This is a genomic window from Limnohabitans planktonicus II-D5, assembly GCF_001270065.2.
Lineage (GTDB): Bacteria > Pseudomonadota > Gammaproteobacteria > Burkholderiales > Burkholderiaceae_C > Limnohabitans_A > Limnohabitans_A planktonicus.
Window position 1 is genome coordinate 60,529 of sequence record NZ_LFYT02000009.1, and the last position, 25,500, is coordinate 86,028.

At 60.6% G+C, this 25,500-nt stretch carries 23 protein-coding genes; 5 read left to right on the forward strand and 18 right to left on the reverse strand.

Annotated elements, in window-relative coordinates:
- Window positions 1-3: 3 nt before the first annotated feature.
- The 4 genes from H663_RS29545 to H663_RS29560 form a co-directional block, all read right to left on the reverse strand.
- Window positions 4-858 carry a carbohydrate ABC transporter permease gene (locus H663_RS29545; RefSeq protein WP_053168974.1) on the reverse strand — a complete coding sequence of 285 codons (855 nt, stop codon included), beginning with the start codon at window positions 856-858 and terminating at the stop codon, window positions 4-6.
- Window positions 855-1,730, reverse strand: a complete 876-nt coding sequence (locus H663_RS29550; RefSeq protein WP_053168976.1) for a carbohydrate ABC transporter permease — start codon at window positions 1,728-1,730, stop codon at window positions 855-857. Before H663_RS29550 ends, H663_RS29545 begins: the two co-directional genes overlap by 4 nt.
- Window positions 1,731-1,832: 102 nt before the next feature.
- Window positions 1,833-3,047: a carbohydrate porin gene (locus H663_RS29555; protein WP_083450999.1), complete on the reverse strand. Its 1,215-nt coding sequence runs from the start codon at window positions 3,045-3,047 to the stop codon at window positions 1,833-1,835.
- Between the two features lie 22 nt (window positions 3,048-3,069).
- Complete coding sequence (locus H663_RS29560; protein WP_240620480.1) at window positions 3,070-4,266, reverse strand: ABC transporter substrate-binding protein; 1,197 nt, start codon at window positions 4,264-4,266, stop codon at window positions 3,070-3,072.
- A 238-nt stretch (window positions 4,267-4,504) separates the two neighbouring features.
- Here H663_RS29560 and H663_RS29565 point away from each other — a divergent pair, with 238 nt between their 5' ends.
- The 3 genes from H663_RS29565 (at window position 4,505) to H663_RS29575 (ending at window position 8,074) form a co-directional block, all read left to right on the forward strand.
- On the forward strand, window positions 4,505-5,176 hold the full coding sequence (locus H663_RS29565; protein WP_053168979.1) for a response regulator transcription factor: 672 nt from the start codon (window positions 4,505-4,507) through the stop codon (window positions 5,174-5,176).
- A 306-nt stretch (window positions 5,177-5,482) separates the two neighbouring features.
- On the forward strand, window positions 5,483-7,009 hold the full coding sequence (locus H663_RS29570) for a sensor histidine kinase (RefSeq protein ID WP_053168981.1): 1,527 nt from the start codon (window positions 5,483-5,485) through the stop codon (window positions 7,007-7,009).
- 81 nt (window positions 7,010-7,090) lie between these two features.
- On the forward strand, window positions 7,091-8,074 hold the full coding sequence (locus H663_RS29575) for a glucokinase (protein ID WP_053169402.1): 984 nt from the start codon (window positions 7,091-7,093) through the stop codon (window positions 8,072-8,074).
- A 2,072-nt stretch (window positions 8,075-10,146) separates the two neighbouring features.
- Here H663_RS29575 and H663_RS29585 read toward each other — a convergent pair.
- Window positions 10,147-11,742, reverse strand: a complete 1,596-nt coding sequence (locus H663_RS29585; RefSeq protein WP_053168984.1) for an ABC transporter substrate-binding protein — start codon at window positions 11,740-11,742, stop codon at window positions 10,147-10,149.
- 169 nt (window positions 11,743-11,911) lie between these two features.
- Here H663_RS29585 and H663_RS29590 point away from each other — a divergent pair, with 169 nt between their 5' ends.
- Window positions 11,912-13,150, forward strand: a complete 1,239-nt coding sequence (locus H663_RS29590; RefSeq protein ID WP_053168986.1) for a metal-dependent hydrolase family protein — start codon at window positions 11,912-11,914, stop codon at window positions 13,148-13,150.
- A 122-nt stretch (window positions 13,151-13,272) separates the two neighbouring features.
- Here H663_RS29590 and H663_RS29595 read toward each other — a convergent pair whose 3' ends face one another.
- The 3 genes from H663_RS29595 to H663_RS29605 form a co-directional block, all read right to left on the reverse strand.
- Window positions 13,273-14,295 carry a serine/threonine protein kinase gene (locus H663_RS29595; protein WP_053169404.1) on the reverse strand — a complete coding sequence of 341 codons (1,023 nt, stop codon included), beginning with the start codon at window positions 14,293-14,295 and terminating at the stop codon, window positions 13,273-13,275.
- A 477-nt stretch (window positions 14,296-14,772) separates the two neighbouring features.
- Window positions 14,773-15,588 carry a crotonase/enoyl-CoA hydratase family protein gene (locus H663_RS29600; protein WP_053168988.1) on the reverse strand — a complete coding sequence of 272 codons (816 nt, stop codon included), beginning with the start codon at window positions 15,586-15,588 and terminating at the stop codon, window positions 14,773-14,775.
- A 66-nt stretch (window positions 15,589-15,654) separates the two neighbouring features.
- Window positions 15,655-16,161 (reverse strand): ester cyclase, encoded by a 507-nt coding sequence (locus H663_RS29605; RefSeq protein WP_053168990.1) that lies wholly within the window; start codon window positions 16,159-16,161, stop codon window positions 15,655-15,657.
- 447 nt (window positions 16,162-16,608) lie between these two features.
- Between H663_RS29605 and H663_RS41590 the strand changes: the two genes are divergently transcribed.
- Window positions 16,609-17,157, forward strand: a complete 549-nt coding sequence (locus H663_RS41590) for a helix-turn-helix domain-containing protein (protein WP_165803891.1) — start codon at window positions 16,609-16,611, stop codon at window positions 17,155-17,157.
- Between the two features lie 200 nt (window positions 17,158-17,357).
- Here the strand turns inward: H663_RS41590 and H663_RS29615 are convergent, their stop codons facing one another.
- The 10 genes from H663_RS29615 to H663_RS29660 form a co-directional block, all read right to left on the reverse strand.
- A complete protein-coding gene (locus H663_RS29615; RefSeq protein ID WP_053168994.1) occupies window positions 17,358-18,035 on the reverse strand; it encodes a microcompartment protein in 678 nt (225 codons plus the stop codon).
- A 29-nt stretch (window positions 18,036-18,064) separates the two neighbouring features.
- A complete protein-coding gene (locus H663_RS29620) occupies window positions 18,065-18,337 on the reverse strand; it encodes a BMC domain-containing protein (protein ID WP_053168996.1) in 273 nt (90 codons plus the stop codon).
- Window positions 18,338-18,405: 68 nt separating this feature from the next.
- On the reverse strand, window positions 18,406-18,675 hold the full coding sequence (locus tag H663_RS29625; protein ID WP_053168998.1) for a EutN/CcmL family microcompartment protein: 270 nt from the start codon (window positions 18,673-18,675) through the stop codon (window positions 18,406-18,408).
- Window positions 18,672-19,655, reverse strand: a complete 984-nt coding sequence (locus H663_RS29630; protein ID WP_053168999.1) for a nuclear transport factor 2 family protein — start codon at window positions 19,653-19,655, stop codon at window positions 18,672-18,674. Before H663_RS29630 ends, H663_RS29625 begins: the two co-directional genes overlap by 4 nt.
- The gene (locus tag H663_RS29635; RefSeq protein WP_053169001.1) at window positions 19,652-20,266 is read right to left on the reverse strand and encodes a BMC domain-containing protein; all 615 of its coding nucleotides are present in this window, start codon (window positions 20,264-20,266) and stop codon (window positions 19,652-19,654) included. The genes H663_RS29630 and H663_RS29635 overlap by 4 nt, the downstream gene beginning before the upstream one ends.
- A 9-nt stretch (window positions 20,267-20,275) precedes the next feature.
- On the reverse strand, window positions 20,276-21,784 hold the full coding sequence (locus H663_RS29640) for an aldehyde dehydrogenase family protein (RefSeq protein ID WP_053169004.1): 1,509 nt from the start codon (window positions 21,782-21,784) through the stop codon (window positions 20,276-20,278).
- A 19-nt stretch (window positions 21,785-21,803) separates the two neighbouring features.
- Window positions 21,804-22,853: a TauD/TfdA dioxygenase family protein gene (locus tag H663_RS29645; protein ID WP_083451001.1), complete on the reverse strand. Its 1,050-nt coding sequence runs from the start codon at window positions 22,851-22,853 to the stop codon at window positions 21,804-21,806.
- Between the two features lie 36 nt (window positions 22,854-22,889).
- On the reverse strand, window positions 22,890-23,537 hold the full coding sequence (locus tag H663_RS29650) for an ABC transporter permease (protein ID WP_240620475.1): 648 nt from the start codon (window positions 23,535-23,537) through the stop codon (window positions 22,890-22,892).
- A gap of 97 nt (window positions 23,538-23,634) precedes the next feature.
- Window positions 23,635-24,399, reverse strand: coding sequence for an ABC transporter ATP-binding protein (locus H663_RS29655; protein ID WP_053169010.1), 765 nt, complete (start codon window positions 24,397-24,399; stop codon window positions 23,635-23,637).
- Window positions 24,400-24,433: 34 nt separating this feature from the next.
- Window positions 24,434-25,432 (reverse strand): ABC transporter substrate-binding protein, encoded by a 999-nt coding sequence (locus H663_RS29660; RefSeq protein ID WP_165803892.1) that lies wholly within the window; start codon window positions 25,430-25,432, stop codon window positions 24,434-24,436.
- Window positions 25,433-25,500 lie beyond the last annotated feature (68 nt).

The following is a 25,500-nucleotide window of genomic DNA, read 5'->3' on the forward strand; positions in this document are numbered from 1 at the left end:
CCTTTAGCCCTTGACGGCGCCAGCCGTCAGGCCACGCACAAAATATTTTCCCGCCACCACGTACACGAACAGGGTGGGCAATGCCGCGATCAAGGCCGCGGCCATGTCGACGTTGTATTCCTTGACGGCGCTCGATGTGTTGGCCAGGTTGTTCAGGCCCACGGTGATCGGTTTGCTGTCAGCCCCCGAGAACACCACGCCGTACAAAAAGTCGTTCCAGATGTTGGTGAACTGCCAGATCAGCGTGACCACCAAGATGGGCAGCGACAGCGGCATCACGATGCGGCGGAAGATCAACCAAAAACCAGCACCGTCGAGCTGGGCGGCCTTGATCAACTCGTCCGGCAGGCCGATGTAGTAGTTGCGAAAAAACAGTGTGGTCGATGGAATGCCCGCTACGACGTGCACCAGCATCAGCCCCCAGATGGAACTGGACACGCCCAGCCAGCCCAACACCTGGCTCATGGGCAAAAGCACCACCTGCATGGGCATGAACACACCAAACAGCATGAAGGCAAACAAAGTCTCGCTGCCGCGAAATTTCCACTTAGACAGCACATAGCCGTTGAGCGAGCCCAGCAAGGTGGACAGCAGCACGGCAGGCACCACCAACAACACCGAGTTCCAGAAAAACGGCTTGAGGCCCTCGCACTGCACCCCTGTGCAAGCGCTGCCCCAGGCTTTGAACCAGGCGTCCAGCGTGGGTGCTGTGGGCAAACTCAGCAAGTTGCCTGTGCGCAGCTGTTCAGCGTCTTTGAGTGAGGTGCTCAGCATCACATACAGCGGCACCAAAAACCAGGCCGCAAACAGCAGCAGCATGGACCACAAGATGAAGCGATGAAAATTCAGGCGGTTCATCGTTTGCTCCGCAATTCAGAATACAGATAAGGCACCACAATCGCCGCCACGGTGGCCAGCATCACGGTGGCGCTGGCTGCACCCACGCCAATCTGACCGCGAGTGAAGGCGATGTCATACATGAAGGTGGCCGGCAAGTCCGTGGCATAACCGGGCCCGCCGGAGGTCAGCGCCTTGACCAGGTCAAAGCTCTTGATGGCCAAATGCGACACCACCAGCAAGGTGCTGAAAAACACCGGCCCCAAGCTGGGCAAAATGATGCGCCAGTAAATGGTAGGCAAGCTCGCGCCGTCAACTTGCGCGGCCTTGATGATCGAGTCGTCAATGCCGCGCAGCGCCGCCAAAAAGAGCGCCATGACAAAGCCCGCGCTTTGCCACACGCCCGCAATCACCACGCAGTAAATGGCCATGTCTTGATCGACCAACCACTCGAACTTGAAATCAGTGAATCCCCAGCTGTGCATCAAATGCTGCAAGCCCAAACCGGGGTTCAAAATCCACTTCCACGCCGTGCCGGTCACGATGAAAGAGATCGCCATGGGGTACAGGTAAATGGTGCGCAACACACCTTCGCCGCGCACCTTCTGGTCCAGCAGGATGGCCAGCAACACGCCCAGTGCCATGGCGCCGCCAATGAAGAAGACGCCAAACACCGCCATGTTGGTCATGGCCACCTGAAAGCGGTCACTCTCCAGCAAGGCTGCGTAATGTTGCAGGCCCACAAATTTGTAGTTGGGCAAGAGGCGCGAGGCGGACACGGACAGGTAAGCGTTCCAGGCCATGAGGCCGTAAATGAACAGCAAGCTGATGGCGAACGACGGCAGAACCACCAATCGTGGCAACCATGGTTCTGTTTTTGGATGAGGCTTCATGCGGCAGATCTACGTGAATCAATAAATGACACGGAAACAGGAGAAACCGTTCCCGTTTGACACGGTGCTCTGACATTCAGAGCATCCCATTCAGGGTTTGAATTACCACCACATTTCGAATTGAACTCCGGCCAGGGTTTGGCTCTGAAGTTTGGTGGCACTGGTGTTGCTGCTGCTGCCGAAGCTGCTCAAATTAGCACTGGCTGCCGCATCGTTCCAGTTGGCGCGTGTCACATAAAAGCGCAGCTCAGGCCGTGACCAGAAGTCTCCCCCTGTGGACAAGGTGGGCGCAATGGTGAACTTGTTGAGTTGCTGCTTGGGTGCCCCATTGTCAAATTTGCGCGATGTGACGCCCGCTTCAGCCAGGAGCTTGAAATTGCTGGTGAACGCGTATGACATGCGTCCACCCAATGTGGTGTCGGTGGTCGTGACGGCTGTGTGTTCGTTCTTGCTGGTCTGGTAGCCCACCAGTGCCTGACCGCCAAAGGCACCCGATTGCCAATGGATCGCGTCGACGATGCGGTTGGTCTTGGTGCCGTAAGTCGCAGCTGGAGCGGTGGCGGTCAGATTGGCAAATTCACCCGTGATTCGAGCCAAGCCCGAAGAGGTTTGCAAGAACACGCTGTTGGTCAAGCCTGGTGTGATGAAATCTTTCTGGTTATGCACCAGCGACACGCCATGGCCCCCATTGGTGCCAAACCCCGAAGTGTTCACCGCAGTCAACAGCACGCGCACGGTGCCACCTGGGTTGGTGGTGATGCCCCCCACATCGACGTTGAGCTTGTTGGCTGAGGTGCCGGCATTCAACTTGGTGTCGAAGGTGTCGCCAGACGACAGGGTCACACCAACCTTGGTGCCTGCCACCTTCAGATCGAGCACACCTGCGCCTTGGTATTCACCAGAATTCATCAAGAAGTGGTCAACAATGTGGACGTCTTGCACACGCAGACGGCGTTGACCGATCCAGAACTTGGCTTCAGGCGCGACGGCCAGACCTGAAATTTCACCGAACGCTTGCACGGTGCCAACATTGGAGGAGCCCCACTTGTTGGGCATGTAGCCAAACTTGTACTTGACGCCGTTTCCAGCATCGAACGATTTACCGACGTACACCTCCAGACCGGTATCGCCCTCGTTGCCCAGGCGGTATTTTTGCAAATCACCCCCCAAGGTGAGACCGCCTTTGACGTTGTTGTCCTTGTTGTAGTTGAAGGAGGCTCCGCCGCGCGCATAACCGTTGAATTCGAAACTGTCATCGGCTGCATGGGCGAAAGTGGCAGCGGCCAAGGCAGCTGCGGTGAATATAAAGCGTTTCATGGTGCTTACTCCTGGTGGGTTGTTACTTGGTTTTTGCAGCCGAAGCGATCTTGCTTTGAGCGTCTTTCGTGCTCATCTTGTCGTCGTTCCAGAACTGGCTAATGGCGTCTTGAATCGCACCCGAAGTGGCCGATCCGACGGCCATGCCGTGGGCGATAGAGGGCACCAGACCGCCGTTCTTGGCGGTGGCCACGAAGTCGTTGGAACTGAGCTTGGCGCAATCGTCAAACTTGGCCAGGTTCATGTTCAGGCGCACCGGGATGGAGCCCTTGTTCAGGTTGAACACTTCCTGAAACTCGGTGGACATGATGGCCGAGGCCAGGTCTTTTTGGGCCTTGGTGTTGGCATCGTTTTTCAGTTTGAACATGGCAAACGAGTCCACGTTGAAGGTGAAGGCCTTGGCGGTGCCGGGGGCTGCTGCGCAAGTGAAGTCAGCACCGGGTTTTTTGCCAGCGGCCACGAATTCACCCTTGGCCCAGTCACCCATCAGCTGCATGCCCGCTTCGCCTTTGATGACCATGGCAGTCGCCAGGTTCCAGTCGCGGCCTGGGGCGTTCTTGTCGGTGTAGGTCTTGACCTTTTTGAAGGTGTCGAGCACCTTGGTCATGGTGGCGCCAGTCAAGGTGGGCTGGTCCATTTGCACCAGGGCTTTTTTGTAGAAGTCGACACCACCCACACCCAAAGCCACGCTTTCAAAGGTGGTGAAGTCTTGCCAGTTCTGCCCCCCGTGCGCTACGGGGATGATGCCGGCCTTTTTCAGGGCTTCGGCCGCGACAAAAAACTCGTCCCAGTTGGTCGGCACTTTGGCACCGGCTTTTTTGAACGCGGCGTTGCTGGCCCACAGCCAGTTCACGCGGTGCACGTTCACGGGGGCGGCAATGTAGTTGCCCTTGTATTTCATGACATTGGCGACCACGGGGGGCAGCAAGCTGTCCCACTTCTCGGCCTTGGCCACGTCGTCGATGTTGGCCAGCACGCCTTCAGCAGCCCACTCTTGCAGCGCAGGGCCTTTGATCTGTGCGGCTGCTGGGGCATTGCCCGAGACCACGCGCGACTTGAGCACGGTCATGGCGTTGTCACCGCCGCCACCGGCCACGGCGAAGTCTTTCCAGACATGGCCTTTGGCTTGCAACGTGGCTTTCAGAGCTGCGGCTGATTTGGCTTCGCCACCGCTGGTCCAAAAGTGCAAGACTTCAATTTCACCGGCATGGGTCGCCATCGTCAGCACTGCTGCAGTTGCCAACAGGGTGCGCTGGAACAATTTCAAAGTTTTCAAGAAAGTCTCCTGGTTAGGGCCGTTGGCCCAAAGTTGATAGGTGAGGTGGTTGATTGACCTGCCAAACGCCTCGACGGCCGAATATTAATGTTTTGTTAATTTATTAACACTAGGTTAAACCCTAGTCAGAACCCCCTTGAGGGGCTCGCCCAAGGCCCAACAATCCATTAAGCTTGCCGCCATGAAATTGCTCTTAGCCGAAGATGACGCCATGCTGGCCGATGCCCTGCAGACCCAATTGGGCGGGGCGGGTTTTGAGGTGGAACATGCGCCCAACGGGGCTGTGGCCGACTACTTGCTGCAAAAGCAAAACTTTGACATCGCGGTGCTCGACATCGGCCTGCCCATGATGGATGGCTTGGCGGTCCTGCAGCATGTGCGGCAAACCCAGCCCAGTTTGCCCGTGCTGCTGCTGACAGCGCGAGATGCCCTGGACGACCGCGTGGCGGGTTTGCAGGCCGGGGCCGACGATTACGTGACCAAACCGTTTGACTTTCCCGAACTGCTGGCCCGTTTGCAGGCCTTGTTGCGGCGCAGCCAACCGGCCAGCACCCCTGCCCTGCTGGGCCGCCTGACGCTGGATCACACCTCTCGTCGTGCCCTGGTGGGCGGCGAGCCACTCGACTTGAGTGGCCGCGAGTGGAGCTTGCTGGAGCTGTTGGTGCAGCAACGCGACAAGGTGGTCACCAAGGAACAGATCACCCAGACCTGGATTGCCGATGGCGGGGAATTGGGCGCAGGCAATTCGATCGAGGTCTACATCCACCGCCTGCGCCGAAAGCTCGAAGATGCCGGGCTGGTCATTCGCACGGTGCGCGGCTTGGGCTACCTGATGGAGGCCACCGGCCCATGACACAGGCCGGAGGATCGCGGGCACGGGATGGCCGCGCTTGGCTTGCCATGACGCACTGCGCCGCTGGGAAGTACGACGTGACGTGGCAGACCAGCGACGTCAATCCTTGTCCTTATGGATTCGGCCCTTTGAAGTTTTCAATGCTCAAAGATGTTGTAGGTCGGCGGTCGAAGACCCCGACATGGGCCTGTGCTTACCCCCATCATGTCGGACTCTGCGAGTACCGACCTGCGAGATGACATTCCTCACACATTTCAAACTTCAGCGTGCCGGATCAATCATGATCCCTCGCGCATAAAACCACGCATGGCATCACCCTCGTCATCCCCCTCTGGCACGCCAGCGCAGGCCGGGGTTTCACTTGCCCGGCAATTGCTGCTGTGGGTGCTGCTGCCGCAACTGGTGCTGTGGATGGCTGGGGGGGTGGCCACCTACCGGTTCGCGGCAGGCTATGCCAACCAGGCGATTGACGCCAGTTTGCTGCAAGCCAGCCGCTCGCTGGCCAGGCAGCTCAAGCCCATTGGCAATGGCCTGCTGATCGACTTTCCGCGTGCGGCGCAAGACGTGCTCGAAGCCGACCCTGCCGACCGCCAGCTGTACATGGTCAGCTCGCCGCCGGGGCAGTTCATTTTGGGCAACCAGGCCTTGCCCCCACCCCCAGCGCACGACAGCGAACACCCGCCTGCATTGAACACGCCCTACTTTTACGACGGCATCATGCCGGTCAATGGCCGTGCAGCCCTGCACACGCCGCCGGGACAGCCGCTGCGACTGGTAGCGCTGTACCTGCGTTTTGGCGACGACGGCGCAGCGCCACAAACCATGCTGGTGCAAGTGGCCCGCAGCAGCGCCAACCGGGAAGATCTGGCCCGGCGCATTCTGGTGGACATGCTGCTGCCCATGTCGAGTCTGGTGCTGCTGATGACCGTGATCGTTTGGCTGGGCATCCGCGCAGGGCTGTCGCCCTTGGTGCGTTTGCGCCAACAGGTTGAAGGCCGCGCCCCCACCGACCTGGCACCGCTGCAACTGGCCTCGGCACCGCGCGAACTCTGGTCGCTGGCCACGGCCATCAACACCTTGCTGGCTGCTGTGCAAAACACGGTGGCCACGCAAAAGCGTTTCATTGGCGATGCAGCGCACCAGCTGCGCACGCCACTGGCAGGCCTCAAAAGCCAAACCGAAATCGCCCTGCAATCGGCCACCGATCCCGATCTGCACGCACGCTTGCAGCGCGTGCATGAGAGCGCCACACGCAGTGCTCACCTGGTCAATCAGCTGCTGACTTTGGCGCGTGCTGAGCCCGAATCCGTCATGGCGCATGACCGCCAGCGTTTTGACCTGCAACGCATGGTGCAAGCCGTCACCGCCGAATGGGTGCCCCGCGCCTTGCGTTTGCACATAGACCTGGGGATGGAACAGGGCGCAGACGATGGCACTCAAGCCCCAAACGACAGCCCCGTGTGGATTGAGGCCAACGAGTTGCTGATGCGTGAAGCGCTGAGCAATCTGATCGACAACGCCCTGCACTATGCGGGCAGTGGCAGCCAGGTCACGGTGCGCGTGCTGCCTTCGCCCATCACACCCCACATGGCACTGCTTGATGTCATAGACAACGGACCCGGCATTGCTGAGGGTGACCACGCACGCGTTTTCGAGCGCTTTGTGCGAGCCACCGAATCGGGTGACGGCTGCGGGCTGGGCCTGGCCATCGTGAAGGAAATCGTCGAGCGCCACGCGGGACATGTCCAATTGATAAACGTTCAGCCCCAGGGCCTGTGCGTGCGCATCGAACTGCCAATGGCAAAACCCCCTGTGCCCCGCCTGCCTGCGTGAAACTCGGAACACGTTGGTAACTTTCAAGCCCGAATACGCACGCTTGCGCTGATACGCTTGACGCAGACACACCTGAGCACCATGAACACCCTGTACAACACCCCCCCAAGCCTGCTGGGCGACATTGGCGGCACCAACGCCCGCTTTGCCCTGATTCAAAGTGACGGCTCGCCCATCACGCACGAAGTCACTTTGCCCACCGGCCAATTTCCCGACCTGGCCGCAGCGGCCCAGGCGTATCTGCAGCAAGTCGGGCAGCCCCGTGTGCAGCAAGCTTGCATCGCCATTGCCAATCCCATCGACGGCGATGTGCTGAAGATGACCAACAACCACTGGCAATTCTCGATTGAGGCCACGCGCCAGCAATTGGGCCTGAACAGCCTGCTCATGCTGAATGACTGGGAAGCCATGGCCATGGCCGCCCCGGCACTGCAAGGCACCGATCTGGAGCAAATCGGCTCGGGTGAGCCCGTGCCCGATGCGCCCAAAGGCCTGATCGGTCCGGGCACGGGGCTGGGCGTGTCCTCACTGGTGCGCTCGCGGCGCGGCGACTGGGTGCCCATTGCAGGTGAAGGCGGACATGTGAGCTTGTCACCCACCTGCTCGCGCGAGGCCGACATCCTGCGCATTCTTTGGCGCAGCTACCCCCATGTGTCGGCCGAGCGGGCCATCTCGGGCATGGGGCTGGAGAATTTGTACCGCGCCATTTGCGAGTTGAACGGCACCGAAATCGAGCCCTTGCTCGCCGCGCAAGTGACCGAACGCGCCCTGGCGGCCCAAGATGTGGCTTGCGAAGAAGCACTGGAACGCATGTGCCGCCTCTTGGGCAATGCCGCAGCCAACTTGGCCGTCACGCTGGGCGCACGCGGGGGGATCTACATCGGCGGCGGTGTCATTGGCCGACTGGGCGACTACTTTTCGCGGTCTGGTTTTCGTGCCGCCTTTGAAGCCAAAGGCCGCTTTGAAAGCTACATGTCACGCATCCCGACGTATGTGATCCGGGCCGAACAACCTGCGCTGATCGGCTGCGCCATGGGTTTGGGTATGACGCCTGGCCGACGCTGAACCAATCGGACGATCTTGCGCAGATCGGCGGTCGAAGACCCCGACATGAGGCGCTTGAGATACCCCAGCCACATCCACCTGCGTGCCTTATCAATCAACGTCGGACTCTTCGAGTACCGACCTACAAGCTGCATCGTGTTCCGTAGGTCGGCGGTCGAAGACCCCGACATGGGGCGCTTGATACACCACGGCCACATCCACCAGCGTGCCGTAGGAATCAACGTCGGACTCTTCGAGTACCGACCTACACGCTGCATCGGTTTACCGTAGGTCGGCGGTCGAAGACCCCGACATGGGGCGCTCGATACGCCACGGCCACATCCACCAGCTTGCCGCAGCTATCAACGTCGGACTCTTTGAGTACCGACCTACACGCTGCATCGCTTTACCGTAGGTCGGTGGTCGAAGACCCCGACATGGGGCGCTCGATACACCCCAGCCACATCCACCAGCTTGCCGCAGCAATCAACGTCGGACTCTTCGAGTACCGACCTACAAGCTGCATCGGTTTTCCGTAGGTCGGCGGTCGAAGACCCCGACATGGGGTGCTTGAGATACCCCAGCCACATCCACCTGCGTGCCGCAGCAATCAACGTCGGACTCTTCGAGTACCGACCTACACGCTGCATCGGTTTTCCGTAGGTCGGCGGTCGAAGACCCCGACATAGGGCGCTTGATACGCCACGGCCACATCCACCTGCGTGCCGCAGCAATCAACGTCGGACTCTTCGAGTACCGACCTACATGCTGCATCAGTTTTCCGTAGGTCGGCGGTCGAAGACCCCGACATGGGGCGCTTGATACACCCCAGCCACATCCACCTGCGTGCCGCAGCAAATAACGTCGGACTCTTCGAGTGCCGACCTACACGCTGCATCGGTTTTCCGTAGGTCGGCGGTCGAAGACCCCGACATAGGGCGCTCGATACACCACGGCCACATCCACCTGCGTGCTGCAGCAATCAACGTCGGACTCTTCGAGTGCCGACCTACATACTGCATCGGTCTTGCGAAGGTCGGCGGTCGAAGACCCCGACATGGGGCGCTTGATACACCACGGCAGCATCCACCAGCTTGCCGCAGCAATCAACGTCGGACTCTTCGAGTACCGACCTACATGCTGCATCGGTTTACCGCAGGTCGGCGGTCGAAGACCCCGACATGGGCGCTCGATACGCCACGGCCACATCCACCTGCGTGCCGCAGCAATCAACGTCGGACTCTTCGAGTACCGACCTACAAGCTGCATCGGTTTTCCGTAGGTCGGCGGTCGAAGACCCCGACATGGGGTGCTTGAGATACCCCAGCCACATCCACCAGCTTGCCGCAGCAATCAACGTCGGACTCTTCGAGTGCCGACCTACACGCTGCATCGGTTTTCCGTAGGTCGGCGGTCGAAGACCCCGACATGGGCGCTCGATACGCCACGGCCACATCCACCTGCGTGCCGCAGCAAACAACGTCGGACTCTTCGAGTACCGACCTACATGCTGCATCGCTTTACCGTAGGTCGGTGGTCGAAGACCCCGACATGGGGCGCTCGATACGCCACGGCCACATCCACCAGCTTGCCGCAGCAATCAACGTCGGACTCTTCGAGTGCCGACCTACATGCTGCATCGGTTTTCCGTAGGTCGGCGGTCGAAGACCCCGACATGGGGTGCTTGAGATACCCCAGCCACATCCACCTGCGTGCCGCAGCAATCAACGTCGGACTCTTCGAGTACCGACCGACAAGCTGCATCGGTTTTCCGTAGGTCGGTGGTCGAAGACCCCGACATGGGCGCTCGATACACCCCAGCGGATGTCTGCTGTCGCCAAGGCAAAGTCACAGGCTTAGGTCATGGCCGGAAAAGCCATGTTGACCGCGAAGTCGAGCGGCGCGATCACGGCACCGCGGCCAACAATGACAAAGACCAGCAAAGGCGTACCTGAGCGGGGCGTGTCAGCTTTGAGGGGGAGAAGGCGAAGGCATGGAGGCTGTGCGTGGCTGCAAGCCCTGTGGGGTGCATGGCCCCGTTCGCGCTTGGCACCCTGCCCCGCGCAGGCGGGGCAGGGTGGGTCAAGGCAAGATCACTTGCTGACGGTGGCGTAAAACATCTTGGGCGCATCGTTGGAGTTGTGCGCGATGCTCACGTTTTTCTTCATGGACCAAGGGCGCATCTGGTGGTGCAACGGCACATACAGGGCTTCGTCGCGGGTGATGGTCAAGGCTTCCTTGAGCATGTTGTCGCGCTTGGTCTTGTCCATTTCGGTTTTCATGGCTTCGGTCAAGGCGTCCACCTTGGCGTTGCTGATCTTCAGGAAGTTGAAGTTGCCATCCGAACCGGTGGTGCGGGTCATGACCAGGGACTGCAGGGAGTACTGCGCATCGTAGGTTGCCACGCCCCAGCCCAGCAGGTAGGCACTGGAATCGAAGTTTTGGACTTTGACAATGAAGCTGCTGAAGTTGGTGGCATTGAGCTTGGCGCGGATGCCCGCTTTGGCCCACATGTTGACCACGGCCTGGCACACCTCTTCGTCGTTCACGTAGCGGTTGTTGGGGCAGTCAAGGGTGAAGTCAAAACCATTGGCATAACCGGCATCGGCCAGCAGTTTCTTGGCACCCTCCAGGTCGGGCGGAGCCACCTTGTCCAACTCGGCCGTGTGGCCATTGACACCAGGCGCCACCATGATGGCCGCAGGCACCGACAGGCCCCGCATGATGCTGCGCTGGATGGCCACCCGGTCAATCGACATGTTCAAGGCTTTGCGCACGCGCACGTCCTTGAAGGGGTTGGGGCCTTTGGTGCCATATTTCAATTCGTTGGAACCTTGGTCCACGCCAATGAAAATGGTTCGCACTTCCGGGCCATCGAGCACGGACAAGGCTGGTGTGGAGCGCAGGCGGGCCACGTCTTGTGTGGGCAAGTCGGTCACGATGTCCACGTTGCCAGCCAACAAAGCAGCGATGCGGGTGGGGTCCGATTTGATGGGGGTGTAAATCACATCGGTCACGTTGCCGGGCAACTTGTCCCACCAGGATTTGTTGGCGGTCATGACCAGGCGCTGATCGGCCACCCACTCCTTGATGACATACGGGCCGGTGCCGTTGGCGTTGGTGGAGGCGAAAGTGATTTCCTTGGCCTTGTAGTCCTGCACTTTTTCGGACTTGTTCTTCACCGCCCAGGCCTTGCTCATGATGTAGAAGGTGGTGAAGCTGTTGAGCAAGGTGGGGTTGGGTTTGTCCAGCACGACGTCGATGGTGTGGTCATCGATCTTGGTGATGCCTTTGACACCGGCCACATAAATTTGCATGGTGCCTTGTGGCTGGCGGATGCGGTCAAAAGAGAACAGCACGTCGTCGGCAGTGAAGGCCGAGCCGTCCTGGAATTTCACGTTCTTGCGCAGGTTGAATCGCACCGTGGTGGGGTTGACCACTTGCCAGCTGGTGGCCAGCGAAGGCTCGACCTTGTAGTTACGGTCGTAGCGCACCAGGGGTTCGTAGGCATGGCCCACGATGTTGTTGGTGGTGGCGTGGTTTTGCGCGTGCGGGTCCAGCGTCAGAATGTCGTTTTGCGCGGCCCACTTGAGCTCGTTGGCTTGCACGGCACTCACTGATACCAGGGTGGCAGACAAACCGCAGGCCAGCGCGAGCAAGCGTGTGGTGCGAAGAAGGGGTTTCAACATGCAGGTTCCTGTCTTGGTTGGTTGATTCTTGATTCTAGGCAGCAGACTGGGCAGGCGCAAGGCACAAAACCTAGGGTTTATGCGGTGTCCAAGGGCATGAACGGCTGAGATGATCGTCTTTGCTTCCTCATGTCGACGCACTGTGCCCAGGCATTTTTTGAAACGCTGTATGACCTCGATCCTGATCCAATCGGCCAACGTGCTGGATGTTGAAACCCTGCAATTTTTGCCCGACACCGATGTGTGGGTCCAGGATGGCCTGATTCAGGCAGTGGGCCCCAAACTGCCCGTGCCCGAAGGCGCGCAAACCCTCTCGGCCCAGGGCCTGACCCTGATGCCCGGCCTGATCGACTGCCATGTGCATGTGATCGCCTCGCACCTGAACCTGACCTACAACAGCCAGCAGCCCAATGTGTTTGCCACCCTGCGGGCCATCCCCATCATGAAGGGCATGCTGATGCGCGGCTTCACCACCGTGCGCGACGCCGGGGGTGCCGACTGGAACCTGGCCGAAGCCACCCGCACCGACTTGGTCGAGGGGCCGCGCATTTTTGCCGCAGGCCGCGCCTTGTCGCAAACCGGCGGCCATGGTGACGGCCGCCCCCGCAGCGACGAACTCGAAACCTGCGCCTGCTCCACCCGCGTGGGGGCGCTGGCGCGTGTGGTCGATGGGGTGGACAACGTGCGGCTGGCCGTGCGCGAAGAGATCATGAAAGGGGCCAACCAGATCAAGATCATGGCCTCGGGCGGCGTGGCTTCGCCCAACGATCCGATCCACTACCTCGGCTACTCCGAAGGCGAGATCCGCGCCATCGTGGACGAGGCCGAGCACGCGGGCACTTACGTCATGGCCCACGCCTACACGCCCAAGGCGATTCGCCGGGCGGTGGACTTTGGCGTGCGCAGCATCGAGCACGGCAACCTGATCGACGCCGTCACCTGCGCCTTCATGGCCGAGCGTGGCGCATTCATGGTGCCCACCCTGATCACCTACGAGGCCTTGGCCAACGAAGGGGCCAGCCTGGGCCTGCCGCCCGTGTCGGTGGCCAAAATCGAGACCGTGCGCGGCCAGGGCCAAAAGGCGTTGGAGCTGCTGGCCAAAGCGGGCGTGAAGATGGCGCTGGGCACCGACTTGCTGGGCGAGTCGCACCGCCACCAATCCGAAGAACTGCGCATCCGCGCTGGCATTTTGGGCGCGGGTGCCACCTTGCAACAAGCCACGGTGAACGCGGCCGAGCTGCTGAACATGCCCGGCCAATTGGGCGTGATCAAGCCCGGAGCCAAGGCCGACTTGCTGTTGGTGCAGGGCAACCCACTCGCCGACATCTCGTGCCTGTTGGGTCAGGGCGAGAACATCCTGTCGATCATGAAGGACGGCAAGTTTTACAAACAAGGTCTGCCCGCTTGAGCCTGCAAACCTGCTGCCCCCCCGTAGGTCGGCGGCTTTAGCCCCGACACTGGTCTGGATCACCGTCAACGTCGGGGCTAAAGCCGCCGACCTACAAATCACCGTTGCGTGCTGTGGTGCGCTCACACCACCAGCGGCGCTTGCTGCATCCGCTCAATCTGCTCTTGCAGCGTCAGCACCTGACCGCGCCAGTAGTCGGGCGTGCCGAACCAGGGGAAGTTGACCGGGAAAATCGGGTCTTCCCAACGCCTTGCCAGCCAAGCGCTGTAGTGGATCAGGCGCAAGGTGCGCAACGGCTCGATCAAGCGCAGCTCGGCCCGGTCAAAGTCGCGCACCTGTTCATAGCCATCGAGCAAAGCCGACAGTTGCTGCGTGCGCTGCGCCCGGTCGCCCGAGAGCAGCATCCACAAGTCTTGCACGGCAGGGCCCATGCGGGCGTCGTCCAGGTCCACAAAGTGCGGGCCACCACCGGGCAGCTCGGTCGGTGTCCACAAAATATTGCCCGGGTGGCAATCGCCGTGCAGGCGAATCAAGCGTCGTTCTGACGACCCTTCAGCCATTATTTCTTGCACCAAGGCCAGCGCTGCGGCAAAGGCTTCGCGCCATTCGCGCTCCACTTCGAGCGGAATCATTTGGTGCGTTTGCAACCATTCGGCAGGCTCCAGCGCAAAGGTCTGCACATCGAGCGTGGGCCGGTGTACAAAGGGCTTGGCCGCGCCCACGGTGTGGATGCGGGCCAGAAAACGGCCGATCCATTCGAGCACTTCAAAATCGTCCAGCTCCGGCGCACGGCCGCCGCGCAAGGGGCTGACCGAGAAATCAAAGCCTGCACTTTGGTGCAGGGTTTGGCCGTTCAGCACAAGGGGTGCGACCACGGGCACTTCACCCGCCACAAGTTCGGCCGCGAAGTCATGCTCTTCCTGAATCTGTGCCCGGCTCCAGCGGCCGGGCCGGTAAAACTTGAGCACGACAGCCGCGTGACCTTGTACCGGCTCGTCCAGGTGCGCACGGTACACGCGGTTTTCGTAAGAGCTGAGCGCCAGCAAACGGCCGTCGGGCCACAGGCCCAGGTCCTGCAAGGCATCCATCACCCGGTCAGGGGTCAGTTCGGAATAAGGGTGGCGCGCATCATTCGTATGGGTCATGAACAGATTGTGACCGAGCGCCATGGCACCTTTTCGACTCAACAAATGCGCCGCATCCGGCAGCGTCGGACTCTGCGAGTGCCGACCTACAGGGCGCTGCCGACGATGAGACTTGCGGGCTTGTTGTAGGTCGGTGGTCGAAGACCCCGACATGGGCGCACCAAGCGCTGATGCCCGAACAGGCCATTCTGGGCATCCGGCAGCGTCGGACTCTGCGAGTGCCGACCTACAGGGCGCTGCCGACGATGAGACTTGCGTGCTTGTTGTAGGTCGGTGGTCGAAGACCCCGACATCGGCGCACCAAGCGCTGATGCCCGAACAGGCCATTCGCCGCATCCGGCAGCGTAGGACTCTGGGAGTGCCGACCTACAGGGCGCTGCCGACGATGAGGCATGCGGGCTTGTTGTAGGTCGGTGGTCGAAGACCCCGACATGGGTGCGAAATCAAAAGCCTTAAACGGCCCCTCAAGCCCAACGATCACTGACCCGTGAAACGGGCAGTGCGCCGCTCCACAAACGAACGCACGCCTTCTGCCGCATCGTCGCTGTTGGACAGCGTTTTTTGCACCGACAGAAAATCATGCATGGCCACCAGAGGCCCATGCTCCACGGCCTTGAGCACGTTTTGCCGCGTGGCCACCACGGCCAGTGGCGCTTGCGCTGCAATCTGACCGGCAATGCGCATGGCCTCGGCCAGCAGGCCCGCCGCAGGCACCACCTTTTGCACAAAGTTGAGGCGCAAGGCTTCTGCACTGTCAAACACATCGGCAGTGAGCAAATGCAAGAGCGCATTGCCCATGCCCGCACGCTCGGCCATGCGCAGCGTGGCACCGCCCGTGGCCATGATGCCGCGTTGCACCTCCAGTTGCGAGAACCGGCAGTCATCGGCCGCCACCACGATGTCGGCGGCCAGCATGAGTTCAATGCCCAGTGTGTAGGTGATGCCCTGCACCGCCACCACCATGGGTTTGACACGACGACGATAGCCCTCCATGCCTAAATTCAGTGGATCGACCAGCCCCAGCGGCACTGACTTTTCGCCACGCTGCATCAGCGGGGCGATGGTGGGCAAGTCCAGCCCGGCGGTGAAATGGTCACCGGCCGCGCACAGCACGCCCACGCGCAGGGCCCGGTCATCGTCGAGCCGGGTATAGGCCTCACCCAGTTCATGGAACATCTTGGGCGTGAAGCCATTGCGCTTGGCGGGGCGGTTGATGCTGATTTGAAGGACTGCACCATGCTCGGTGCAGTCGATCTGGCCTTCGGGGTGGTGGGTGGTGTTCATGATTGACATGTTAGAAGATGCCCGCCTTGACCACGTTCACTTCAGCGACAAGCGGCTCACGCCCTTGACGCCATCCTATTTGACCGACAGTTGTCGCAGTGCGCTGGCCCAATCTTCGATGTGGTAAACCGCGACGCTCTTGCCATTTTGAAGGGTGTGGATGTCGATGGCCATGGCTTGAAAGCTTTTGCCATTGGTCGGCATGCCAAACATGGGCCCCTGGGGTGTTCCAGAGAAAGTCGAGCGCACCACGACGCGATCGCCAGCGACCATGACCTCACGTATTTCCCATTTCAAGTCAGGAATCAGTTTGCCAAAGCCCATGACCTGGTTGATAAAGGCTTCACGACCCTTGAAGTTCGTGTCATCGGAGTAGGACTTCCATTCGGGCGTCAAAAATTTCTCAGCAATGGCGCGCACGTCCTTTGTCCCTGGCTGTGTGAGCATGCTGTAAAAAGGCTCCACCAGTTGACGGGCGGCGTCGGATGTCATTGCAGTTTGTGCCAGCGCTGGGCTGCTGATCATGGCCGCAGCCAAGGCAGCTGCGCTGAGTGTTTTGGCGGTGAGTTGAGAGGTTTTCATGTGCTTTCCTTTATCAATCCGTCTTCTGTTCAGACGTGGGGACAGTGTCTTGCCAAAGACGCCTTTGCGAAAGATCAGGATCGTCCATAAAATGGTAAAAAACAGACATTCATGCCCCACCACCCCCCGCCCATTGCTCCGCTTGCGTTCAGACACCCTGAGGATGACCGAATAGGCATTGAAGTCCTCTCGATTGCGCAACTTCGCCAACGTGCTTCACTGACCGCCTTGTCGCGCATCACGCGGGCAGACTTTTTCCGCATGGTGGTGATCACATCCGGTCAAACCCAACCATGGATTGATTTCCATCCCGTATCGGCCCTGGCTAACGACTATCTGTTGATCAAACCAGGTCAAGTATTTCGGCATGATTTCTCACAAACATGGCATGGATGGATGGTTGTTTTTCGCCCTGAGCGATTGCATTCAATTGGAAATGGACAAGCGTTGGCGACTCAAATTGACACCTTGCCAGACCATTGCTCACTGGCCTCGTCTGTACTGCAAGATGTTGAAGTCGGCCTGAGCAACATGCAGCGCGACAGCGCAGAAGTCATCGATGTACCAACCCGGCAGAGCCTGCTTCAGTTGCAACTGAGTTATGTGCTGTTGCGTCTGTGCCTGGTTCAAGCGTCAGGGCTTCATCCAGGTCAATCGCCTTCGCGGGCATTTGCACATTACGAACGATTTAAAAAGCAGTTGGAAAAAGACTTCGCAAAACACCACCAGGTGCAGCATTTCAGTGCCACTTTGGGCCTGAGTGTCAAAAGCCTGAACCGTGCTTGCTTGGAAGCGACGGGACTGTCCACCAAAAGCTGCATCAATCAACGCATTGCCCTGGAAGCCAAGCGTTTACTGGCGCACACGGCTTTGGCTGTTCAGGCCATCGCCATCGATTTGAGTTTTGAAGACCCCACCAATTTTGTGAAATTCTTCAAACGCGAGGTCGGAATGACCCCTGGACAGTTCCGGGCCAGCCAATCATTCACGGCCTGAAAGGGTGCCCCTGATTGATCCGGCCTTTGACAGTCTGGAGCGAAAGGCTTTGTACGCATCTTGCGTGTGAAAGCCTCGCCCCTTGCGTGAAGTGATATGAGGTTGGCGCAAAATCGCGCACAGGGTGCTGCTCCTACACCAACAGGCCCTGTCAGCCCTTTGTTCAAGAGTTCAAAAACCGGATCAACGGTCGCGTTTGGTCAGGCTCTGCCGGGAATTTCGGCCAGCAGCTGTTCGACATGCGCCTTGGCTTTTTCAAGCGAGGCCATGCTGCCCGTCAGGTACATGCGGCCGCTGGCACCGATCATGCTGCACTCGACCAGAGTCAGGTCGGGTGCGACTTTTTCGGCTTCATTGGCCATGTGGGCACCGAACAGCGCCGGTGCCACTTCCATCAGCAGCATGTGGTCGCCGGGCAGCACCATGCTGGCCTGGCGCGTGCGGTTCATCAGCACGGCGTGCTGATCGGTCACGTTTTCCAGAATGTCGCTGTAGAGCAATTGCGGGCGCAATTGGTCTTCGGCCTTGGCCCCCATCCAGTCCAAAATGACCTGGCCAGCTCGCTGCAGGGCCGCACTGTCGTTGCTGTGCAACTCCAGCACGCCAAACTGGCGCTCCACGGCCAGGATGCCCGGCTCCAGTGTGGGCTCGGCCTTGAGGGCCAGGTCAATCACGCGCTGGATGGACAGCCCGGGGGCGATCTCGACCAGCAGCGCGTGGGTGCCCTGCATCGCCACGTAGCCGCGTGCGCCCAGGGGCGAACTCATCCACGATGAAAACTGGCGTTGCAGGTCGGTGAGCGTCAGGTATACCCGAAGCTCGGCGGCCGGTTTGGCGGGCGGTTTAGCGGACTCGGTGGCTTTTTTGCTTGTGGCCATGCGGCCTCCTTGTCAACAGCGTTCGCGGATCAGTTGCCATCAAAGGCTTTTTGCACGTCGGCGTGCGGACGTGGGATGACGTGGCAAGACACCACTTCACCGATCGCGCCTGCGGCTTCTGCACCGGCTTCGGTGGCGGCCTTCACAGCCCCCACGTCGCCCGAAACGATGATGGCCACCAGGCCGCCACCAACTTCTTTTTTGCCAACGATGTTGACGTTGGCGGCTTTGACCATGGCGTCAGCGGCAGCGAAGGCAGCAACATAACCTTTGGTTTCGATCATTCCGATGGCTTGTGACATGTGAGTCTCCTTGAGGGGTTAAAAAAGAAAGGGTTGAGGAAAGGGTGAGGGGAAAAATTGCCGCTGCGTCAGCGCATGGGTGTTGGGGTGTCGTAGTTGTCGAGCGAGGCGATGATGAGCGCGTCGGCCACCACACGCGGGTGCGCCGGGGCAAACCACCAGGCGGCGGGTGCGCCGATGGTGATCATCACGCGCTCGCCAATACCGCAGCCCATGGGGTCATAGCAGACGACCACGTCTTTGGGGTAGTCCAGTTGCACCTCCAGCAAAGCGCCTGGCGGCAGTTCGGGCAGGCGTTTGCTGGCCACGATGCGGCCGATCACGGTTCCTGTTTTCATGACTTGATTCCTCGTTCAATGGTGATGCCGCGCTTGCGCAGGGCTTCTTTACCCAAGGGGGTCAGGACCGCCTTGGGATGCAGTCGAACGGTTTTCACGCTCGGCGGCAGGGTTTTGAGCAGTTTCTCGCCGATCACACCCTTGAGTTCGGGCACATCCGCTGGGTGATCGTGCAGCTCGCAGGTGTCGCCCTTGCAATCACAGGCTTTGCCCGCCTTGCAGGACGAACAGCAGGCGGCCGGGTCGATGGCCGTGGTGGCGGCCATGGCCGATGTGCCAGCGGGTGCAGTGGGGGGGGTTGCCGCAGTGGCGGGCGTGGGTGTGGCTGCACCTGCGGCGACAGCCTTGACAGCAGCCTCGTCCACACGCATGTCAAAACGCAGCAAGCCCGATTGCGCCGCTTGCAACAGCGCCGGGCTGGCGGCCAGGCGCTTGAACAGATCGGTCAGGGCGGCGGCGTGCGCGGCCGTGCCCACGCGCAAAGGCACCACCACGCCCTGCGGTGCAGCTGCTGCAGCTGCAGTGGCAGTGGCAGGTTTGGGCGCTCCGATCTGCTTCCAGTAAGCGTCTTTGCGGGCGATCAGGCCATCGCGGATTTGGTACACATCGGTGCCGTCCAGCGTGGCAGACTGGCCACCGGGCAGCGGCACGCTCACCTTGTAGTTTTGCACCACGGTCTGGCCCAGCACGTTCATGTGGGAGTCGGAGAACTTCGGCCCGGTGGGGCTGGCAAAGCGTTCTTTCAAAAACGCCAGGCACGCTGCACGTCCCTGAAGCACCCGCGAGTCGGGCAAGGTCCACACCACGTCGGGGGCAAAGCAAGCCACGATCGCCTCGGCATTCGCGGCGGCATAACCGGCTTCAAAGCGCTGCATCAAAGCAGACACCGATGCAACCGATGAGTCTGCACCCGTGGCTTTGGCACCCAGGGCGGTGCGCACCTGCGCCCGAATTTGCTCGCGCAAAGCGTCTGCGCTCATGCAGCACCTCCGGCGTCGCGGATCACGGCCTCGGCCACGGCCGCTGCAGTGCGCACATCGGATGCGGTGCCCGACAAATACAGCCGCCCAGCCGGGCCCATGAAGCGGCAGTCGATCAGTTTCACATTGGCGGCTTTTTCGGCCTCGTTGGCCACCAACAGCGCATAAGAAGACGTGGTCATCTCCATGATGTAGAGCGACTCACCGGGCAAAAGCATGCTGCCGGCCTTGCTGCGGTTGATCAAAAACGCGTGGTAGCCGTCGACCCGGTCAATCACCTTGGACGCCAAAATTTCGGGCTTGAGCACGCTCTTCTCGCTCACGCCCATGGCGTCGAGCACAGCAGCACCGGCCGACTTGACGGACGACGAAGACTGGCCGTGGAACTCCAGATAACCAAACTGCCGCTCCACCACCAAGTTGCCGGGCTTGACGTCATCGTGCTTCAAGGCAATGTCGGTCAGCCACTCGATGTCCATGCCGGGGGCGACCTCGATCACCATGGCGGCGTCGTTGTGGCGCGGCAAAAAGCCTCGTGCGGTGGAGCCCAGCAAACACATCAGTTGTGGCTGCAAGCGGTCCAGAAAAATGTAGCTGCGCAAAGTGGACATGAGAGGCTTTCAGCGAAGGTGTTCGAGTTCTTCCTGCACGATGCGCAGGACCATGGCCTGGAGTTCAGGCGTGAGGGTGGACAGTTGCGAAGGCGGGGCACCGGCCGAAGTAGCCGCAGAGGCCGCGCCCGAAGCCATGGCCCCGGCCCAGCCACCGGGCAGCGGAAAGGCCACGCGTTTCCAGTTGACCAGCAACTCGGGGCCGACATTGCAGTCCACCGAGCTTTTGCCTGCGTAACCGGTGCCGATGGTGAAGGTGTAGGGCAAGCCAGTGTTGGCACCGGTGCTGTCGTGCACCGTGGAGCCGTTGACGACCACACGGTAATAGTCCAGCGCCGCGCCCCAGACCACCGCCTGCTCGGCGCTGGCCGAATGAATGCCCGAGGTGTGGCCTGCGCCGCTGTGCTGCAGCATGAGGCGGGCCACGTCGATGGCCTGGTCCATGCCCGGCACCACCACACAGCCCAAAATGGGCGAGAGCTTTTCTTTCAGCAGCACATGACCGGCCTGCGGCTGGGCGATGGGGCAAACCAAGGCTTGGCAATCCACCGGCACTTGCACGCCTGCGGCCTGCGCGATCTCGTGCGCCGGGCGGCCCACCACCTTGCCGTTGAACTTGCCACCCGGAAAAGCGTAATTCTGGATTTGCAGCGCCTGTGCATCGCTGCACACATGCGCCCCCTGGCGGGCCAGCGCTTGCTGCATCTGCGGCGCAATGCTGGCGTGCAGCATGAGGACCGAAGGGGCCGAGCAGGGGCTGCCGTGGTCAAAGTTCTTGGCGTTGACGATCTGGGCGGCGGCGGCTTCGATGTCGGCGCTGGCGTCCACATAAATCGGCACATTGCCCGAGCCCACGCCAATGGCGGGGTTGCCCGAGCCATAGGCCGCACGCACCATGGGCGTGCCGCCAGTGGCCAAAATCACGTCGGTGCGGGCGTCGCGCATCAGCGCACCCGTGGCCTCGACCGTGGGGCGGGTCAGAATCTGCAAGGCATGGGCTGGACCACCGGCTTTTTCAATAGCGGCTTGCAGCTCATTCGTCACGGCGGTGCAGCAAGCCAGCGCCACCGGGTGCGGCGAGATGACCAGCGTGTTGCGCGTCATCAGGCACAAGATGGTTTTGAACATGATGGTGGCCACTGGCGAGGTGGAGTTGGACAAGCCCACCACCACACCGGCGGGTCGGCCGATTTCGACGATGCGCAGCGCATCGTTGCGCCGCACGCCGCCCAGCGCCACCTGGTCCCACGCGTTGGGCGTGAGGGTGCAGGCGATCTGGTTCTTGGCGATCTTGTCGGCCACTTTGCCGATGCGGCTTTCGCGCACGGCCCACTCGGCATAAAACTCGGCACGCGGCAGCAAGGCGGCAGCCACTTCTTTGGCCACGCGTTTGGCCTCTTCGGGCGTCCACAGCGCCAGCGCGGCAGCGGCTTGCCGGGCGCGGCCCAGCAAGTCGCGGGCCTCCTGCAAGGCGGCCAGGTCGTGGTCGGCCAGGTCGATGGGAGCGCTTGAACTCATGACGGGGTGCGTTCCTGAATCAACGGCGCTGGGCTGCAGCGGCCACGGCGTTCAGGTCCACGCTTTCGAGTGCGCTGAAGATGGCTTCCACCGCCTGCTGCTCACGCGGGCTGGCCGCTTGCATGCGGGTGGTGTCCAGCAGCTGGCGCATGACCGACGGCTGGCCACCTGCGGCGGCGGCACCGGGGTTGAGCGTGGGCACAAAGCTGCCGCAAGTCATGCGCTGGCCTGCGCGGTAGTGCGGCGCGTAGTCGAACACGGCGTAGTGCTGCGTGGCGCAGTTGTCCCACATGGCGACCGAGTCTTTTTCCCAACGGAAGCGCACCATGAACTCTGGCTTTTTCACCCATTCGTAGAGCATGTTCAGCACCGCCTCGGACAGGTCCATGTGCATGCCCAGCAGGCGCTTGGTCCAGATCGAGTTGACGAACAAAATCTTGCGGCCGTTATAAGGGTGCGTGATCACCGCCGGGTGGGTCATCGTGGGCGTGTTCTCGATCATCTTGCACTCTTGCTGGCTGGCCTGCACCATCATGCCGCTCTTGGCAGAGGCCCGTTGGGCCAGGCGTTCGTTGGCATTGATGCGGCGAAAGTGCCAAGGCAAATCATGGTCGGCCTGCAGGCCCTCGAGCATTTGCTGCATGCCGGGGTTGAGCGCATCGTAGGCAGCGCCCGCGTGCATCCACATGGTGTCGCCACCGGCTGGGGGCAAGTCTGTGATGCGCAAAATCGACACCATATTGGGCTTTTTGCGGAAGGTCACGTCGGTGTGCCAGCGGTCGGTCTCGGGTGCTTCGTTGCCTTGGTGCGAGATCAACTGAATTTGGGGGTGCCCCTCGATGTGCGGGAAGAACTCGTGCTGTTCCATCTCGCCGAAATTGGCACCCAGGCGAATGTAGGCCTCGGGCTTCAAGGCCTGCTTGCGGAAAAACACCACGCCGTGTTGCCACAGCGCTTGCTTGATCTCTTCGTAAACGTCTTCAGAGCGGGTGTTGTTCAGGTCCACGCCGCTGATCATGCCGCCGATGGTGGGCGTCATCGGGTCCACCTGGATATGACGGAATTTCATTGTTTGATCTCCTTGATGTGTTTGGGCCAGCGGGCTTCATTGCCAATGCAGCAGGCGGCGTTCGATCCAGTTCATGAGCTTCATGATCAGCACCCCGATGAGCGCCAGATCGAACAGCAGCGACCACACACCGTTGACGTTGAAAGTCGACCCCAGATAAGCCAGTTGTTGCCCGAGACCACGCTCGGAAGCAATGACCTCGGCACCGACCACACCCAGCAAGGCGTAAATCACGCCCAGGCGCAACCCAGAGAAAAGCACCGGCACAGCCCCCGGCAATGTGACCGAGAAAAACATCTGCCGACTGCTGGCACCCAGGGTTCGGGTGAGCGTCACATGGTCCTGGCTGACGCCGCGAATACCGGCCACCGTGCTCGACAGCACGATGAAGAATGTGAGCGAAACCCCCAGAGCGATCTTGGAGCCGATGCCCAAACCAAACCACAAAATGAAAAGCGGCACCAAGGCAATGCGCGGCAGCACATTGAAGGCCGAGATGTAGGGGTCGCAAAAGGCCTCGAACTTGGGCCAGGTGACAAAGGCCAGGCCCGTGATCATGGCCGCAAGTGAGCCAATGACGAAGGACGCGAACACGGCCAACAAGGTCCAACCCAGGTCGCCCCACAAGCGGGCATTGCTCAAGTTTTCCAGCGTGAAGGTGATGATGCCGAGCGGGCTGCCCATGAAACTCGGATCAACCCAACCGGCTCGGGCACCCCACTCCCACAGACCCAGGAAAACACAGACAAACAGGACATGCTGCGACAGCGTACGCAATGTTTCACCCCTCATGGTGCACCCACCCTTCTTCGAGATGTTTCCAGACTTGGGTGTAGGTGTGGTGGAAGTCATCGCTGGTCTGCAGCTCGCGGATGGACCGCGGACGCGCCAGCGGCACCTGCACATCGGCCACAATGCGGCCGGGCCTGGAGGACATCACCATCACCCGGTCGGCCAGCGCGACGGCTTCCGACAAGTCGTGCGTCACGAACAGCACGGTGCGGTTGCCTTCTTGGCACAGCTGCAACAGCAGGTCTTGCAACTGCAGCTTGGTTTGCGCGTCCAGTGCCCCAAAGGGCTCATCCATCAGCAGCAATGGCGAGGGCATGGCAAAAGTGCGCGCCAGTGCCACGCGCTGGCGCATGCCATGAGACAGGGCCTTGGGCAGTCGGTACTCAGACCCGCCGAGCCCGACCTGCTTGAGCATCAAGCCAGCCCGTTCACGGGCATCCGCAATGGGCACGCCCCGAACTTTCAGGCCAAAGGCGGCGTTGTCCAGCGCATTGAGCCAGGGAAACAAGCTGTCGCGTGCCAACATGTAAGCCACGTTGTGGCTGCCCAGCGCAGGCTGTTCGCCTGCCACAAGCAGCCGCTGACCGACGGGCAGATCCACCAGCCCCGCGCACAGGTTGAGCAAGGTGGTCTTGCCGCAGCCGCTCGGGCCTGCGAGCGCGACGAACTCCCCCGCCTTGACGTGCAGGTCCACACCCTGCAACACCAAGTTGGTGCCGTCAAAGCTCAGGTCGATGCGCTGTGCGTCGATCATGAACACTCCCTGTCAAAGTCGCGACTGTCTGTGTTCAAGGCAAGACCGCTGGAGCCATGTCCACCTTGACGGGCAGCAGCTTGTTTTCGGTCATGGCATTGGCCACCGCCTGCATGGCTGGCACGGTGCCACGGGCCTTGAAGTTGCTGATGGTGTTGCGCAGCGCCACTTCGGCAATCTGTTCTGCATTGGGCAATTGCAAGGCGAAGGTCTTGCGCAGAATCTCCAGTGTCTTGCCAAAGTTGGCGGGGTTGGCGATGAAAGCCTCTGACAATTCCAGCGTTCTGCGGATGGCGACCACCGTCTGCGGATTGGCCGCTGCCCATTCGCTCTTCACAGCCATGGTGCCGGAGCCTCCTCGTGTGGCCAGCAAGCTCTTGGGGCCTTGCCCTTTGCGAGGGTCCACCACCACGCGGCAGGCCTTGAGCACTTCGCACATGCCGTCGGTGGGCGAGAAAGTCATGATCAGGTCAACCTGACCGCGCGTGAGCGCTGGAAAGGCGGTGTCGGGCGCACCCACGGCCACAAAGGTCACGTCGTTCGCGGTCAGCCCCACATCGGCCAGCATGTCGATCACCTGAAATTCAGCACCTGAGCCGCGTTGGGTCACGCCGATTTTTTTACCTTTGAAGGACTTGACCACGCCGGGATAGCCTTCTTTTTCGGTCTCCAGTTCGGTTTTTGCACCTGCGGCCATGAAAAACACCGGATCGGTGAAGCCTGCACCAATGATGGTGATGGGTGCCTTGCGGGCCACGGCTGCAACCGCTACTTCGGTCGGGCCAAAATACACCTCGATGTCACCAGAGAGCATGGTCTGCATGCCCAATGGCCCGCCCGCGATGGTGCGCAGTTCGCAGCGAATGCCTGCTTGCTGGCAAAAGCCTTGTTCTTGAGCCACACGCACCATCAAATTACCGGTGCCTGGATAGTCCTGAAAGCGCACCACAGACTGCGCCATGGCGCTGGCACCCAGGGTCAAAGCGATGGCACCGAGGGTGGTGCGGACAAATGCAGAGGTAGAAAATTTCATGTCGTCTCCATGGATGTGGGTCAACCACTTGATCATCATCAAGTTCGGTTATTCAGATTTAACGGCCC

Bases quoted from the DNA above. Each gene is read 5' to 3' on its own strand.
- H663_RS29545 (WP_053168974.1), bottom strand. From the start codon at position 858: ATGAACCGCCTGAATTTTCATCGCTTCATCTTGTGGTCCATGCTGCTG.
- H663_RS29550 (WP_053168976.1), bottom strand. From the start codon at position 1,730: ATGAAGCCTCATCCAAAAACAGAACCATGGTTGCCACGATTGGTGGTT.
- H663_RS29555 (WP_083450999.1), bottom strand. From the start codon at position 3,047: ATGAAACGCTTTATATTCACCGCAGCTGCCTTGGCCGCTGCCACTTTC.
- H663_RS29560 (WP_240620480.1), bottom strand. From the start codon at position 4,266: ATGGCGACCCATGCCGGTGAAATTGAAGTCTTGCACTTTTGGACCAGC.
- H663_RS29565 (WP_053168979.1), top strand. From the start codon at position 4,505: ATGAAATTGCTCTTAGCCGAAGATGACGCCATGCTGGCCGATGCCCTG.
- H663_RS29570 (WP_053168981.1), top strand. From the start codon at position 5,483: ATGGCATCACCCTCGTCATCCCCCTCTGGCACGCCAGCGCAGGCCGGG.
- H663_RS29575 (WP_053169402.1), top strand. From the start codon at position 7,091: ATGAACACCCTGTACAACACCCCCCCAAGCCTGCTGGGCGACATTGGC.
- H663_RS29585 (WP_053168984.1), bottom strand. From the start codon at position 11,742: ATGTTGAAACCCCTTCTTCGCACCACACGCTTGCTCGCGCTGGCCTGC.
- H663_RS29590 (WP_053168986.1), top strand. From the start codon at position 11,912: ATGACCTCGATCCTGATCCAATCGGCCAACGTGCTGGATGTTGAAACC.
- H663_RS29595 (WP_053169404.1), bottom strand. From the start codon at position 14,295: ATGACCCATACGAATGATGCGCGCCACCCTTATTCCGAACTGACCCCT.
- H663_RS29600 (WP_053168988.1), bottom strand. From the start codon at position 15,588: ATGTCAATCATGAACACCACCCACCACCCCGAAGGCCAGATCGACTGC.
- H663_RS29605 (WP_053168990.1), bottom strand. From the start codon at position 16,161: ATGAAAACCTCTCAACTCACCGCCAAAACACTCAGCGCAGCTGCCTTG.
- H663_RS29615 (WP_053168994.1), bottom strand. From the start codon at position 18,035: ATGGCCACAAGCAAAAAAGCCACCGAGTCCGCTAAACCGCCCGCCAAA.
- H663_RS29620 (WP_053168996.1), bottom strand. From the start codon at position 18,337: ATGTCACAAGCCATCGGAATGATCGAAACCAAAGGTTATGTTGCTGCC.
- H663_RS29625 (WP_053168998.1), bottom strand. From the start codon at position 18,675: ATGAAAACAGGAACCGTGATCGGCCGCATCGTGGCCAGCAAACGCCTG.
- H663_RS29630 (WP_053168999.1), bottom strand. From the start codon at position 19,655: ATGAGCGCAGACGCTTTGCGCGAGCAAATTCGGGCGCAGGTGCGCACC.
- H663_RS29635 (WP_053169001.1), bottom strand. From the start codon at position 20,266: ATGTCCACTTTGCGCAGCTACATTTTTCTGGACCGCTTGCAGCCACAA.
- H663_RS29640 (WP_053169004.1), bottom strand. From the start codon at position 21,784: ATGAGTTCAAGCGCTCCCATCGACCTGGCCGACCACGACCTGGCCGCC.
- H663_RS29645 (WP_083451001.1), bottom strand. From the start codon at position 22,853: ATGAAATTCCGTCATATCCAGGTGGACCCGATGACGCCCACCATCGGC.
- H663_RS29650 (WP_240620475.1), bottom strand. From the start codon at position 23,537: ATGGGCAGCCCGCTCGGCATCATCACCTTCACGCTGGAAAACTTGAGC.
- H663_RS29655 (WP_053169010.1), bottom strand. From the start codon at position 24,399: ATGATCGACGCACAGCGCATCGACCTGAGCTTTGACGGCACCAACTTG.
- H663_RS29660 (WP_165803892.1), bottom strand. From the start codon at position 25,432: ATGAAATTTTCTACCTCTGCATTTGTCCGCACCACCCTCGGTGCCATC.